Origin of the sequence: Acidovorax sp. BoFeN1 (genome assembly GCF_003345135.1) — a bacterium.
Classification (GTDB): domain Bacteria; phylum Pseudomonadota; class Gammaproteobacteria; order Burkholderiales; family Burkholderiaceae_C; genus Acidovorax; species Acidovorax defluvii.
Map to the genome: position 1 here is coordinate 50,041 of NZ_QOZT01000011.1, position 14,998 is coordinate 65,038.

Below are 14,998 nucleotides of genomic sequence, written 5' to 3' on the forward strand. Positions count from 1 at the left end.
CCGCCCAGGCCGGTGCAGCCGCGCGCGCAATCACCACCAAAACCACGACCATTAAGGGCTGATCCAGCCCAAGTATCGTCGTGCGCCCTCCCTGGCCAGACGAGCCGGGGCAAAACAGTCTGGTCTGGCACTGTTTCTTACTTTGAAAGGGCGTTGAAATGAGCAAGTTGGTAGGTTTGGTCGGCTGGCGCGGCATGGTCGGCTCGGTCCTGATGGACCGCATGGTGCAGGAAAAAGACTTCGATCTGATCGAACCCCTGTTCTTCTCCACCTCGAACGCAGGCGGCAAGGCCCCGGCACAGGCCCGAAACGAAACCACGCTGCAAGACGCATTCGACATCGACGCCTTGAAGCGCTGCGACATCATCATCACCGCCCAGGGCGGCGACTACACCAACGAGGTGTATCCCAAACTGCGCGCCGCCGGCTGGAACGGCCACTGGATCGACGCCGCATCCTCCCTGCGCATGGAAAAGAACGCCGTCATCGTGCTCGACCCGGTGAACATGCCGGTCATCAAGAACGCCCTGGCGAATGGCGGCAAGGACTGGATCGGCGGCAACTGCACGGTGAGCTGCATGCTGATGGGCGTGGGCGCGCTGTACAAGGCGGGCCTCGTCGAATGGATGAGCACCCAGACCTACCAGGCCGCATCGGGCGGTGGCGCACAGCACATGCGCGAGCTGCTCACGCAGTACGGCACGCTGAACGCCGAAGTGAAGGCCCTGCTCGACGACCCCAAGAGCGCCATCCTGGAAATTGACCGCAAGGTCATCGCCAAGCAGCGCAGCTTGAGCGCCGCCGAAACCGCCAACTTCGGCGTGCCGCTGGGTGGCTCGCTGATCCCCTGGATCGACAAAGACCTGGGCAACGGGATGTCCAAGGAAGAGTGGAAGGGCATGGCCGAGACCAACAAAATTCTGGGCATGGGTGAAGGCTTTGACTCTGCCGCCATACCGGTCGATGGCTTCTGCGTGCGCGTGGGTGCCATGCGCTGCCACAGCCAGGCCCTGACCTTCAAGCTCAAGAAGGACGTGCCCGTGGCTGACATCGAGGCCATGATCGCTGCCGACAACCAGTGGGTGAAAGTGGTGCCCAACACGCGCGAGGCCACCATCAAGGACCTGACCCCCGTCGCCGTGACCGGCACCATGACCATTCCCGTGGGCCGCATCCGCAAGCTGGCCATGGGCCCTGAGTACGTGGGTGCCTTCACCATCGGCGACCAGCTGCTGTGGGGCGCCGCTGAACCCCTGCGCCGCATGCTGCGGATTCTGCTGGACGCCTGATCTGCCCAGCCCCCAGGCGCGCGCAGCACACGCTGTAGCGCGCTTTTTTATGCCTGGTCGACGGAAACACCCGGTTACGCGGCGTTGGCATTTGGCAACAATTTAACCCCAAAAACAGGGCGGCGACACCTCGCTCAAAGCTTCCACACCACGTCAGCTTGTCAGTGCAAAACATTGCTGCTATGGTGCTTTTTACACATTTTCACGCGCCGGGGCGGGACCAGACCATGAGAAGAACAACGCCGCTCGACCGAGCCGCACAAACACATTTGATGGCACACATGCATCGTTGGAAATTTTCTGTCCTGGCGGCTGCGGCCGTCGCATTGACCGGTTTCCATGCCGACGATGCATACGCCCTGGCTCTGGGTCACATTACGGTGCAATCTGCTCTCGGCGAGCCATTGCGCGCCGAAATCGACCTGCCCCAGATCACACCGGCAGAGGCCGACACCCTGCGCGCCACAACGGCGTCACCCGAAGTCTTTCGGGCCCAGGGCATGGAGTTCAACCCGGCGGTGAACAACCTGCGGATGCAACTGCAGCGGCGGCCTGATGGCACTGCCGTGTTGCGCCTGTCCAGCGACCGCCCCGTCAACGACCCGTTCGTGGACCTGGTGCTCGACGCCACATGGGGCAGCGGCCATATCGTGCGCAGCTACACCATGCTGTTTGACCCACCGGCATTGCGCCGCGCGGCGCCCACGGTTACCGCAGCACCACAAATTTCAGTCCCTTCGGCAAAAGCCCAGGCTGGCGCTGCCCCGCGCGTGTCGGCGGCACCGGCTAGCACGCCTCCCCGCAATACCCCTGCCGCGAGCCCGCGCACCGCTCCTGCCGATGGCGTCACCGTACAGCCGGGCGATACGGCTGGCCGCCTGGCCAACGCCTACCGCCCTGCCAGCGTGTCGCTGGACCAGATGCTGGTGGCACTGATGCGCGCCAACCCTGACGCCTTCATCCAGGGCAACGTCAACCGGGTCAAGGCCGGCGCCGTGCTGCAAATGCCTGACGAGGCCACTGCATTGGCCACGCCAGTGGGCGAAGCACGCCAGGTTCTGGCGGCACAAAGCCGCGATTTCAACGCTTTCCGCCGCAAGCTCGCGGCAGCAGCCCCCACCGCCGAAGTGGCGGCTGCAGAGCGCTCTGCCAGCGGCACAGTGCAAGCGCGCGTCGAAGACAAGAAACCCGCTACGGCTGCACCCGACAAACTCACCCTGTCCAAGGGCGCCATCACGGGCCAGAAGGCGGCAGAAGACCAACTGGCCAAGGACAAGCAAGCCAGCGAAGCATCCGCCCGCATGGCCGAACTGTCCAAGAACATTGATGAGCTGAACAAGATCAGCGCTGCGTCTGCGCCCGTCGGCGCGCCTGCAGCCACGGCCTCCGCGCCAGGCGCTGTGGCAGTGGCAACACCAGCAGCGATACCTGCCCAGCCTGCCGCTTCCGAGCCAGTTGCCGTGGCGGCATCGCCCACGGCGAGCGCCCCCGCAGTACCGGAAGCAGCGGCCTCCGATCCAGTCGTTCCTGCTGAAGCAGCGGCACCAGCCTCTGCCCCTGTCGCGGCACCAGCTCCCACGCCTGCCCCGCCGCCAGCGCCAGCCCCTGAGCCAAGCTTCCTGTCGGACCTGATGGAAGACCCCCTGGTGCCGGCCGGAGGGCTTCTCGCCTTGATCGCACTGGGCGGTTACGGCGCTTACCGTGTCGTACAACGGCGCCGTGCCAATGCCGGTGTTGACAGCTCCTTCATGGACAGCCGCGCTCAGCCCGACTCTTTCTTTGGCGCCAGCGGCGGCCAGAAAGTGGACACCGCCAAGAGCGAGATGACCACAGGCTCATCCATGGCCTACTCCCCCAGCCAGCTCGACGCTGGCGGTGACGTGGACCCTGTGGCCGAAGCCGACGTGTACCTGGCGTATGGACGCGATCTGCAGGCCGAGGAGATCCTCAAGGAGGCCATTCGCCACAACCCGGCCCGCGTATCGGTACATGTCAAGCTGGCCGAGATCTATGCCAAGCGGCAGGACCGCAAGGCACTGGAGGTCGTGGCCGGTGACGTTTTCAAGCTCACCCAGGGCGAAGGCCCGGACTGGACCCGCGTAGCTGAACTGGGCCGCGACCTGGATCAGGAAAACCCGCTGTACCAGCCTGGCGGACGTCCTGGTGCGCTCCTGAGCGATGCCACCGCCGCATCCACTGCCGGTTTGGCGGGCAGCGCCATGGCAGCAGCAACCACGCTGCCCCCGGACCTGGATCTTGACCTGGATCTGGATTTGCCTGAAGACGCACTGAGCGAGGCGCCAGCCGCCCCCGGTGGTTTTGCTGCAGCAGCGGCCACGGCCACCGCCGCCAGTGAAGTGGACGCTGGCTACAGCACCAGCAACGTTGAATCATCTGCGCTTCCGCAACTGGATCTGCCCCCATCGCTGCCCACCGAGCAGTCTACCGTGGCGGCAGCCCCTGACGTCGGGTTGCCTGCAATGGCAGACCTGGACTTTCCAAGCTCCGATGACCTCACCATGCTCCCGTCCGGTGCCATGCCGCTGACAACCAGCACCAGTTCAGCGCCCCTGGAAACCGCCCCCATGGAATTTGACCTGGGTGACTTGACGCTGGATTTGGGCGCACCTGCCAAACCTGCCGCGCTGCCTCCTGCAGCGGCGCTGGCCGCAGCAGACATCGGCGTCGAGGCCGCTGCGGATGACCCATTGGCCACCAAACTGGCACTGGCGCAAGAGTTCAATGCCATTGGCGACACCGATGGGGCCCGCACCCTGGTCGAAGAAGTGGTCGCCGAGTCGTCGGGAGCGCTCAAGGCCCGCGCCCAGCGAATGCTGGCCGACCTGGGCTGATGCAGCCGGACAACCCGCCCGCACCGCAAGACACTGCCCCTGCCCACCTCTCCAGGGTGGCCATGGGGGTCAGCTACAACGGCCAGCGCTACAGCGGCTGGCAAAGCCAGCTGTCTGGCAACACGATCCAGGATCATCTTGAAGCGGCCTTGGGCCGCTTTGCTACGCACCGGGTCAGCACCTTGTGCGCGGGCCGCACCGACGCGGGGGTGCACGGTCTCATGCAGGTTGTGCACTTCGACACGCCACTCCAACGCCCAGCGTCGTCCTGGGTGCGAGGCACCAACACCTTTTTGCCAGCGGATATTGCGGTGCAATGGGCGCAGCCGGTGCCCGATGGCTTTCACGCACGCGCAAGCGCCATTGCGCGGCGCTATGCCTATGTGCTGCTGCAGTCGCCCGTGCGGCCCAGCGTGGATGCGGGCCGTGTGGGCTGGGTTTTCTACCCACTCGACCATGCTGCGATGCTGCAGGCAGCGCAACAGCTGTTGGGCGAACACGATTTCACCTCGTTCCGGGCTTCGGCTTGCCAGGCCAAGTCACCCGTCAAGACGCTGCAGCGCATCGAGATCACCCGCACGCCATCCAGCATGGCCGCGCCGCCAGAAGGCTTCGCGCCCTGTTACTGGCGCTTCGAATTTGAAGCCAACGCTTTTTTGCACCACATGATTCGCAACATCATGGGGTGCCTGATTGCCGTGGGGCAGGGAAAAAAACCACCGCAATGGATCGGCGAAGTGCTGGCTGCGCGCTCACGCGACGCTGCGGCACCCACCTTTTCGCCCGACGGCCTGTATTTTCAGGGGCCGGTCTACGAACCCCATTGGGGCCTGCCCCACCGCACGGCTGCGTATGATTGGCTGCCCTGAGCACCATCATCACCATGAGCAGCCCGTCGTCCGAAAAGCCACTTCCCCTCCCCTGCATTCGCACCCGCATCAAGATTTGCGGCCTGACACGCGAACAGGATGTTGACGCTGCCGTTGCCGCAGGCGCGGATGCCATCGGTTTCGTGCTGTATGCGCCCAGCCCTCGTGCCGTTACGCCGCAAAGGGCTGCCGAACTGGCCTCGCGCCTGCCGCCGTTTGTCACCCCGGTGTTGTTGTTTGTCAACGAGTCCGCTTCAAATATCATAGCTGCTAGCGCTTTGCTGGCGGGCGCTACCATCCAATTTCACGGTGACGAAACGCCGGCGGAATGTCTGGCCGCCACCTTGGGTGGCGCCCGGCCGTTCCTTCGCGCCGCGCGCATTCCCCTTGGCGACGGTGCGGCACGGTTCGACCTCGTAAAATACGCCCATGATTACTCGAAAGCCCAAGCCATTCTGCTCGACGCCCATGTCGACGGTTACGGCGGCGGCGGCAAGGCATTCAATTGGTCACTCCTTCCACCAAGCGTAGCCTCTCATCTCGTTTTGTCTGGTGGACTCACGCCTGCAAACGTGACCGATGGCATTCTGCAAGTACGCCCGCGTTGCACCACGCTGGCCGTTGATGTCAGCTCCGGCGTCGAGGCCGATGGCCCCGATGGCCACCCCCAGCGGGGCATCAAGGACGCCGACAAGATCCATCGCTTCGTAGCCGCCGTGCGTGCGGCCGATGCACAACTTGCAAAGAATCCCCATGAATTCCTACCAGCACCCTGATCCCTCGGGCCACTTCGGCCCCTACGGCGGCAGCTTTGTCAGCGAAACCCTGACCCACGCCATCCAGGAACTGCGCGAGACCTACGCCCGCTACCAGAACGACCCCGCGTTTCTGGCCGAGTTTCACTACGAACTCAAGCACTTCGTTGGCCGCCCTTCGCCGGTCTACCACGCTGCCCGCACCAGTCGCGAAACGGGCGGCGCGCAGATTTATCTCAAGCGCGAAGACCTCAACCACACCGGCGCCCACAAGATCAACAACGTGATCGGCCAGGCCATGCTGGCCAAGCGCATGGGCAAGCCGCGCATCATTGCCGAAACCGGTGCCGGCCAGCACGGTGTGGCCACGGCCACCATCTGTGCGCGCTATGGACTGGAATGCGTGGTGTACATGGGCGCCGAGGATGTGAAGCGCCAAAGCCCCAACGTGTACCGCATGAAACTGCTGGGCGCCACCGTGGTGCCCGTGGAATCGGGCAGCAAAACCCTGAAAGACGCGTTGAATGAAGCCATGCGCGACTGGGTGGCCAATGTGGACAACACTTTTTACATCATCGGCACGGTGGCGGGCCCTCACCCCTACCCCATGATGGTGCGCGACTTCCAGAGCGTTATCGGCAAGGAATGCATCGAGCAGATGCCCGAAATGCTGGCCGCCCAGAAGGCCGCCACCGAGCAACCCGATGTGGTGGTGGCCTGCGTGGGTGGCGGCAGCAACGCCATGGGAATTTTTCATCCCTACATTCCGTTTGAAAAGACCCGCCTGATCGGCGTAGAGGCGGCCGGCGAAGGGCTGGAATCGGGCAAGCACTCGGCATCGCTGCAAAAGGGCAGCGCGGGCGTGCTGCATGGCAACCGCACCTTCATTCTGCAGGACGCCAATGGCCAGATCACTGAAACCCACAGCGTGAGCGCGGGCCTCGACTACCCCGGCGTGGGCCCCGAGCACGCGTGGCTGCAGGAAATCGGTCGTGCCGAATATGTGGGCATCACCGACAAGGAAGCGCTCGACGCCTTCCACTACCTGTGCCGCACCGAAGGCATCATCCCGGCGCTCGAATCGAGCCACGCCGTGGCCTACGCCATGAAGCTGGCCAAAACCATGCGCGCAGACCAGTCCATCCTGGTCAACCTCTCGGGCCGTGGCGACAAGGACATTGGCACCGTGGCCGACCTCAGTGGCGCCGATTTTTATTGCCGCCCCAGCTGCCAGGGGCAGTCCGTCAAGGGCGGCGAGCAACCCGTCAAGGTGGTCAAATGAGCCGCATCGAATCCACTTTTTCCGCACTTAAGGCGCAGGGCCGCACGGCGCTGATTCCCTATGTGACCGCAGGCTTTCCGTTTGCCGATATCACCCCCGCGCTCATGCACGGCATGGTGGATGCCGGGGCCGACGTGATCGAGCTGGGTGTGCCGTTTTCCGACCCCATGGCCGACGGCCCTGTCATCCAGAAAGCGGGTGAAAAAGCTTTGGGTCTGGGTATCGGCATGGTTCAGGTGCTGGACCATGTGCGCGAATTCCGCAAGCGCAACAGCACCACGCCCGTGGTGCTGATGGGCTATGCCAACCCCGTGGAACGCTACGACCAGATTCACAGCCAGGGCGCCTTTGTGCGCGATGCGGCCGCGGCAGGCGTTGATGGCGTGCTCATCGTGGACTACCCACCCGAAGAATGCGAAGCCTTTGCCGCCAGCCTGCGCGCGCATGGCATGGACCTGATCTTTTTACTCGCCCCCACCAGCACCGACGAGCGCATGGCGCAGGTGGCGCGGGTGGCCAGCGGCTATGTGTATTACGTATCGCTCAAGGGCGTTACGGGTTCGGGCGCGCTGGACACCACTGCAGTCGAACAGATGCTGCCCCGCATCCGCCAGCATGTGCACATCCCCGTGGGCGTGGGCTTCGGCATCCGTGATGCGGCCACCGCCCAGGCGATTGGCAAGGTGGCCGATGCGGTGGTGATCGGCAGCCGCATCATCCAGCTGATTGAAGACCAGGAGCACGCCAAAGTGGTGCCCATTACCATCGACTTCATGCGTGGCGTGCGCAAAGCGCTCGACGCATAATGCAGCCCGGCGCGCGCCTCCACCAATAGGCAGCGCGCCACAGATTCACTCCGGCCTGCCCACGAATGCCCACCGACTCCGGGCCGAGGCCGTGCCACCGAAGAGGAGAACACCATGTCCTGGCTCGAAAAACTTCTGCCCTCCAAAATCCAGCAAACCGACCCCACCGAGCGCCGCCAGGTGCCCGAAGGTCTGTGGATCAAGTGCCCGAGCTGCGAAACCGTGCTCTACAAGGCCGACCTGGAGCTAAACCAGAACGTCTGCCCACACTGCAGCCATCACCACCGCATCGGCGCGCGGGCGCGGCTGAACGCCTTCCTCGACCCGGAAGGCCGCTACGAAATCGGCCAGGAAGTGCTGCCCGTGGATGCGCTCAAGTTCAAGGACAGCCGCAAGTACCCCGAGCGCCTGAAGGAAGCCCTGGAAAACACGGGCGAGACCGACGCCCTCATCGTCATGGGCGGTGCGGTCAAAAGCATCAACCTGGTGGCGGCCTGCTTCGAATTTGACTTCATGGGCGGCAGCATGGGCAGCGTGGTGGGCGAGCGCTTTGTGCGCGGCGTCGAAACCGCCATCGATCAGAAGGTACCCTTCCTGTGCTTTACCGCCACGGGCGGCGCGCGCATGCAGGAGGGGCTGCTGTCGCTCATGCAGATGGCCAAGACCAATGCCGCACTCACCCGCCTGGCCAAAAAAGGCCTGCCCTTCATCAGCGTGCTGAGCGACCCCACCATGGGCGGCGTGAGCGCTGGTTTTGCCTTTGTGGGCGACATCGTCATCGCCGAACCCAAGGCCCTGATCGGATTTGCCGGCCCGCGCGTGATCGAATCCACCGTGCGTGTGACGCTGCCAGAGGGTTTTCAGCGCGCCGAATTCCTGCAGACCAAGGGCGCCGTGGACTTCATCTGCGACCGCCGCGAACTGCGCAACACCGTGGCCATCAGCCTGGCCATGCTGCAGCGCCTGCCTGCCGACGCCGTCGTGTAAAGCCGTGCGGCCGCTGCTCGGCTGCCGACGGAATTACTATCAAATAAATAGCATGCTGTGCTTACTGGATAAGGGCTGCATGCTGATTTGGCACAAAATCACCCTCACCCCTGCAGCACGCCTGCTTGCAGGTGCCCCAGGATGATCATGGCAACCTGCAGCAACACCAGCACGGCCAGCGGCGATAAATCCACCCCGCCGACCAGCGGAATAATGCGCTGAAACGGCCGCAGCACCGGTGCACACAAACGTGCCACCACGTCCGCAATCGGCGAGCGGGTCGACATCCATGACATGACCGCATGGACAATCAGCAAACCAATCAGCCCCGAGATGGCCACCCGCACCAGGCCAAAAAGCGCCAGCCAGGGCAGCCACGCCCAGGCGGCACCGGCACCCAGAATCAGCCACAGCAAAAAATACTGGACAAATTGCAACAACACAGCTGCAACCAGACTGGAGAGGTCCCAGCGACCCACCGGCGCGATCACGCGCCGCAGCGGCATGACCAGCCAGTCAGTGAGTGCAAACACCAGCCCGCCAATCGGATTGGAGAACGGCACCCGCTGCCACTGCATGTACAAACGCAGCAGACACGCCCCGGTCAACAGGCCACCAACGACATCGAGCAGGAAAGAGGCGATCTGGTAGAGCATGGATGAGACAAATTGGAGTGGACCGGGTACGAAAGCAGACTGCGCCATGGGATGATAGCGACCGAAGAGCTTCGCCCATGACACAACCCCTCACCCTGTCATCCCTTCCGCTGTTTCCGCTCAATTCCGTGCTGTTTCCAGACGGAGTGCTGGCGTTGCGCGTGTTCGAGGTGCGCTACCTCGACATGGTGCGCAAATGCCACCATGCTGGCGCTCCGTTTGGTGTGGTGACGCTCACACAGGGCCACGAGGTGCGACAGGCCGGCGCACCCGATGAGCGATTTCACGACATCGGAACCCTGGCGGTCATCGAAAAGCTCGACAACCCGCAACCCGGACTGATCACCCTGCTGTGCCGCGGCAGCCAGCGTTTTCGCATCACAGAGCGCAGGCATTTGCCGCACGGCCTGTGGATTGCCGATGTGGAGCAACTGGCCACAGACCTTGCGGTGTCCATTCCCGAGGACCTTCTGACCACCGCGACAACCTTGGCCCAGGTGCTGGCATCCTTGCGCGAACGCGACACCGGCTCCGGCACGGCCGTGCACCCCACCCCCGCCCAGCTGAACGACTGCGGCTGGGTCGCCAACCGCTGGTGCGAACTGCTGCCCATTCCCCTGGAACTCAAGCAGCGGCTGATGGAACTCGACAACCCCTTGGTCCGACTGGAACTGGTGGGGGATGTGCTGGAACGCACAGGAATTTCGCCTTCCTAGCTGAATGCCCCAAAACCGCTATTTATTGCACCACGTTCTGGAATGGCCGCGCTCCGTCAAGCGGCTGTTTGTCGTGGTTATGGACGTCTGCATGGGCATTCTGGCCATGTGGCTCGCTTTCAGTTTGCGGCTGGACACTTTGCATTGGCCCGAAGGCCTGCAATGGCCGGTTTATGCCATGGCACCTCTGCTGGCCTTCCCAATTCTGATGAAACAGGGGCTATACCGCGCCATATTTCGCTATACAGGTATCACGGCACTGCTAACGACAGGCAAAGCGGTGGCAATCTACGGCGCCGTTCTTTTGTCCATATTGCTCAGTGTGCAATGGGAGGGCGTGCCCCGAAGCGTGGGTATTTTGCAACCGCTGATTCTGTTGCTGATGATTGGCACCAGTCGTGCTCTGGGCTGGCTTTGGCTCAGGGGCCGTCCTGACTCGGCACCAAATCGTTTGCTGATTTACGGTGCCGGAAGCGCAGGCGCGCAGACAGCGGCCGGCCTTGGAGGAACCCATCAGTACCAGTTACAAGGGTTTGTCGACGACGACGCTGCCAAGGTCGGGCGCAGCATCAACGGCACCCGCGTCCATGCGCCTCACGAGCTACCCCACATCATTGATCGCCTTGGCGTCACCGATGTATTGCTGGCCCTGCCCAGCGCAACGCGCCAGCGCCGGCGCGAGATTATTGAAAGCCTGCGCGAGTTACCGGTGCGCATTCGCACCTTGCCCGGGCTAACCGACTTGGCCAGTGGCCGGGTCACCATCACCGAGTTTCAGGACCTGGACATTGAAGACCTGCTGGGCCGAGAACCTGTAGTGGCCAACCCCGAACTATTGCGCCGCAACCTGGCAGGCAAGGTGATCATGGTCACTGGCGCAGGTGGCAGCATAGGCAGCGAGTTGTGTCGCCAGATTGCAGCAGAAAACCCCGACCGGCTGCTGCTGGTGGACCACAGCGAGTTCGCGCTTTACAACATCCACCAAGAACTGCAGGCTCTCGTTCAACAGGGCATCACCCAATGCACTTTGGTGCCGCTGCTGGCCAGCGTAACCAATGCCCACCGCATCGCAGAGATTTGCAGCATTTATCGCCCTGCATCCATCTACCATGCCGCCGCTTACAAGCATGTGCCCATGGTGGAGGCCAATATGGGCGAAGGCATTTGCAATAACGTCTTTGGCACACTCAACATGGTGCGTGCAGCCCTGGAGCACCAGGTGGAGCACTTCGTACTCATCTCTACCGACAAGGCCGTGCGCCCCACCAATGTGATGGGCGCGAGCAAGCGCGTGGCAGAAATGATCCTGCAAGCCATCACGGCGGCAACCTATACCCCATTTCCCTCTCGGCAGCCCATACCGCAAGATCCATGGCGATGTCCAACGCGGTTTTCGATGGTGCGATTCGGCAACGTGCTGGGCTCGAGTGGCAGCGTGATCCCGCTGTTCCGCCGCCAGATTGCCGCTGGTGGCCCGGTAACGGTCACGCATCCTGAAGTGACCCGCTACTTCATGACCATCCCTGAAGCCGCGCAACTGGTGCTACAAGCCGGCGCCATGGCCGAAGGCGGCGACCTGTTCTTGCTCGATATGGGCGAGCCCATCCGCATCGTGGACCTGGCACGGCGCATGGTGACGCTGTCTGGCCTGACAGTGCGTGACGTGCAGCACCCGGGCGCTGACATCGCCATCGAGTTCACCGGCCTGCGCCCTGGCGAAAAACTCTACGAAGAATTGCTTATTGGTGACAATCCGTTGCCCACCGCGCATCCGCGTATCCTGAGAGCGCGGGAAGAATACCTCGCGTGGGCCGACCTAAATGCCTTGCTGCAAGCACTGCATGACGCGGCCAAGAACAACGACGAAATGCGCATAAGGCACTTACTTGCCCAACTCGTAGTTGGCTATCACCCGGAAATGACACGCCCACCATGCTGACTTTACCAACAGCCTCCCCAAGAATTGCCATCATCGGCCTGGGTTACGTGGGCCTCCCACTGGCCGTGGAATTTGGAAAAATGTTGCCGGTAATCGGCTTTGACACATTGCAGCAACGTGTCGACGAGTTGGCATGGGGGTATGACCGCACGCATGAAGCATCGGCAGACCAACTACAGGCCGCACAGCTGCTGCAATACACGACCAACCCCGAGGACCTGCAGGACTGCAACATTTTCATCGTGACGGTTCCCACCCCCGTCGATTCAGCCAATCGGCCAGACCTCTCCATGCTCATTCGCGCCAGCCAGACGGTGGGCCGCGCTCTTCGCAAAAACACCTTGGTGATCTATGAATCCACCGTGTATCCGGGCGTTACAGAAGAAGTTTGCGTGCCGGTTCTTGAACAAGCTTCAGCCCTGCGCTTTAACCAGGATTTCTTTTGCGGCTACAGCCCCGAACGCGTCAACCCTGGTGACAAAGTCAACACACTCACGCACATCCGCAAGATCACCAGTGGTAGCACCCCCGAAGCAGCCGAGGCGGTCGACCAGCTCTACCGCCGCATCATCACGGCAGGCACTTACAAGGCACGCAGCATCAAGGTGGCAGAAGCAGCCAAAGTGATAGAGAACACTCAGCGCGACCTGAACATCGCATTGATGAACGAACTCTCCATCCTTTTCAACCGGCTGGACATCGACACCCTGGACGTACTCGAAGCTGCAGGCAGCAAGTGGAACTTCATCCCATTTCGCCCTGGCTTGGTCGGCGGGCACTGCATCGGTGTGGACCCTTACTACCTTACCCACAAGGCCGAACAGGTGGGATACCACCCACAAATCATCCTGGCTGGCCGTCGAATCAACGACAACATGGCAGCCTACGCGGCACGCAACACGGTAAAGATGATGTTGCGTGCCGGCATGGATGCGCCTCGCTGCAAAGTGGGCGTGCTCGGCATCACCTTTAAAGAGAACTGCCCGGACATTCGCAACAGCAAGGTAATTGACCTCGTCAATGAACTGCAGGCCTGGGGCATGGACGTGGTCGTCACCGATCCCATCGCCGATGCACGGGAGGTGCAACACGAGTACAACCTGACACTCGGCACTGTGGATGATCTCCATCCAGTGGATGCCCTGATTGTGGCAGTTGGCCACAATAGCTACCGAGCCCTGAACCCCAGACAGCTGCGCTCGTACTGCCGCCACCCCACTCCTGTGCTGGCAGACATCAAGTCGCTGTATGACCGCGACGAATTGGCTCATGCAGGGTTCACCGTTTACCGACTCTGACCCCATGAAAAATTTTGCACTGATTGGAGCCTCCGGGTACATCGCCCCGCGCCACATGCGCGCCATCAAAGACACCGGCAACCGCCTGAGCGCCGCCTACGACGTGAACGACTCGGTGGGCATCATCGACAGCCTGGCGCCTGATGCAGATTTCTTCACCGACTTCGAGTGTTTTTACGAGCATTCGCAAACACTCAAACGTTCACCCGCCCAGGCACTGGACTATGTGGCGGTGTGCTCCCCCAACCATTTGCACCACGCGCACATTGCTGCCGGGCTGCGACTGGGCTGCAATGTTATTTGCGAAAAGCCCCTGGTACCCACGCCTGAGCTGATCAACGAACTGACGAGGGTTGAAAAAGAAACCGGCCAGCGCGTTTACAACATCTTGCAACTGCGCCACCACGATGCCATCGTGCAATTGCGCAACAAGGTCGCCAACGCGCCGCAAGACACCAAATTTGATGTAGATCTTACGTACATCACGTCACGCGGCAAATGGTATGCCGCCAGTTGGAAAGGCGACCCACGCAAATCGTTCGGGGTGGCCACCAACATCGGCGTGCATTTTTTCGACATGCTGCACTTCATTTTTGGTGCGCTCCAGCGCAACGATGTGCATTACAGCCAGGCAGACAAAGCGGGCGGCTACCTAGAATATGAACGAGCGCGCGTGCGCTGGTTTCTATCCATCGACGCAAGCGACCTGCCCCCGGAAGTGCAAGGCAAAAAACCAACCTACCGCAGCATTGACGTCAGTGGTGAACAGCTTGAATTCTCTGAAGGCTTTACCGACCTGCACACCACCAGTTACCAGCAAATCCTGGCGAGCCGGGGTTATGGCCTGGAAGATGCGCGCCACTGCATCGAAACCGTTCATACCATTCGCAACGCCACACTGCAAACGGGCTCACTGGGCGAAGTACACCCGTTTGTGGCACAGCTCGCCCGGCGCGGCCCGCATCCATGAGCATCACCATTCACCCCAGCGCTATCGTCGATGACGGCGCGCACATCGGCGAGGGCTCGCGCATCTGGCACTGGACTCATGTCTGTGGTGGTGCCTGTATCGGAAACAACGTTTCCCTCGGACAAAACGTGTTTGTGGGCAACAAGGTGGTGATTGGCGACGACTGCAAGATCCAGAACAACGTCAGTATTTACGACAACGTCACGCTTGAAGAAGGCGTTTTTTGCGGCCCCAGCATGGTTTTCACCAACGTTCATAACCCCCGCGCGCTCATCGAGCGCAAGAACGAATACCGCAACACGCTGGTCAAAAAGGGCGCTACCCTGGGCGCCAACTGCACCATCGTTTGCGGCGCCACCGTGGGTGAATACGCCTTCATCGGCGCAGGCGCTGTGGTCAACAAAGACGTGCCTGCATACGCCCTTGTGGTGGGCGTGCCAGCCCGTCAGATTGGTTGGATGAGTGAATATGGCGAGCAACTCGACCTGCCCCTGCATGGTGAGTCCGAAGCAACCTGCCCCCACACGGGCGCCCGCTACGCATTGAACGGAGCGTCTGTCATCAGGCTATCGGCATAAG

General features: G+C 62.0%; 13 protein-coding genes. 12 read left to right on the forward strand and 1 reads right to left on the reverse strand.

Translation table 11 applies throughout. The features are described 5' to 3' along the window. The first annotated feature begins 158 nt into the window (after positions 1-158). The 7 genes from asd (at position 159) to accD (ending at position 8,840) form a co-directional block, all read left to right on the forward strand. Positions 159-1,289, forward strand: coding sequence for an aspartate-semialdehyde dehydrogenase (gene asd, locus DTW89_RS04585; protein WP_114655059.1), 1,131 nt, complete (start codon positions 159-161; stop codon positions 1,287-1,289). Between the two features lie 281 nt (positions 1,290-1,570). Further along, entirely contained in the window at positions 1,571-4,141 is a 2,571-nt protein-coding gene (locus DTW89_RS04590) for a FimV/HubP family polar landmark protein (RefSeq protein ID WP_236637028.1), read from the forward strand. Continuing rightward, positions 4,141-5,010, forward strand: coding sequence for a tRNA pseudouridine(38-40) synthase TruA (gene truA / locus DTW89_RS04595; protein ID WP_114655061.1), 870 nt, complete (start codon positions 4,141-4,143; stop codon positions 5,008-5,010). The genes DTW89_RS04590 and truA overlap by 1 nt, the downstream gene beginning before the upstream one ends. A 14-nt stretch (positions 5,011-5,024) precedes the next feature. Further along, entirely contained in the window at positions 5,025-5,786 is a 762-nt protein-coding gene (locus tag DTW89_RS04600; protein WP_114655091.1) for a phosphoribosylanthranilate isomerase, read from the forward strand. Then, positions 5,764-7,047 carry a tryptophan synthase subunit beta gene (gene trpB, locus DTW89_RS04605; RefSeq protein ID WP_114655062.1) on the forward strand — a complete coding sequence of 428 codons (1,284 nt, stop codon included), beginning with the start codon at positions 5,764-5,766 and terminating at the stop codon, positions 7,045-7,047. The genes DTW89_RS04600 and trpB overlap by 23 nt, the downstream gene beginning before the upstream one ends. Then, a complete protein-coding gene (gene trpA / locus DTW89_RS04610; RefSeq protein ID WP_114655063.1) occupies positions 7,044-7,853 on the forward strand; it encodes a tryptophan synthase subunit alpha in 810 nt (269 codons plus the stop codon). Before trpB ends, trpA begins: the two co-directional genes overlap by 4 nt. Before the next feature lie 114 nt (positions 7,854-7,967). Next, entirely contained in the window at positions 7,968-8,840 is an 873-nt protein-coding gene (gene accD / locus DTW89_RS04615) for an acetyl-CoA carboxylase, carboxyltransferase subunit beta (RefSeq protein ID WP_114655064.1), read from the forward strand. A gap of 104 nt (positions 8,841-8,944) precedes the next feature. On the opposite strand, the gene DTW89_RS04620 is transcribed toward accD, so the two are convergent. Next, a complete protein-coding gene (locus tag DTW89_RS04620) occupies positions 8,945-9,496 on the reverse strand; it encodes a YggT family protein (protein ID WP_114655065.1) in 552 nt (183 codons plus the stop codon). Between the two features lie 77 nt (positions 9,497-9,573). On the opposite strand from DTW89_RS04620, the gene DTW89_RS04625 reads away from it, so the two are divergent. The 5 genes from DTW89_RS04625 to DTW89_RS04645 are packed head-to-tail and all read left to right on the forward strand — an operon-like array spanning position 9,574 to position 14,997. After that, positions 9,574-10,212, forward strand: a complete 639-nt coding sequence (locus DTW89_RS04625) for an LON peptidase substrate-binding domain-containing protein (RefSeq protein WP_114655066.1) — start codon at positions 9,574-9,576, stop codon at positions 10,210-10,212. 4 nt (positions 10,213-10,216) lie between these two features. After that, a complete protein-coding gene (locus tag DTW89_RS04630; RefSeq protein WP_114655067.1) occupies positions 10,217-12,151 on the forward strand; it encodes a polysaccharide biosynthesis protein in 1,935 nt (644 codons plus the stop codon). Beyond that, complete coding sequence (locus tag DTW89_RS04635; RefSeq protein WP_114655068.1) at positions 12,145-13,449, forward strand: nucleotide sugar dehydrogenase; 1,305 nt, start codon at positions 12,145-12,147, stop codon at positions 13,447-13,449. The genes DTW89_RS04630 and DTW89_RS04635 overlap by 7 nt, the downstream gene beginning before the upstream one ends. A gap of 4 nt (positions 13,450-13,453) precedes the next feature. After that, on the forward strand, positions 13,454-14,419 hold the full coding sequence (locus DTW89_RS04640; RefSeq protein WP_114655069.1) for a Gfo/Idh/MocA family oxidoreductase: 966 nt from the start codon (positions 13,454-13,456) through the stop codon (positions 14,417-14,419). Further along, entirely contained in the window at positions 14,416-14,997 is a 582-nt protein-coding gene (locus tag DTW89_RS04645; RefSeq protein WP_114655070.1) for an acyltransferase, read from the forward strand. Before DTW89_RS04640 ends, DTW89_RS04645 begins: the two co-directional genes overlap by 4 nt. The last annotated feature ends 1 nt before the right edge of the window (position 14,998 follow it).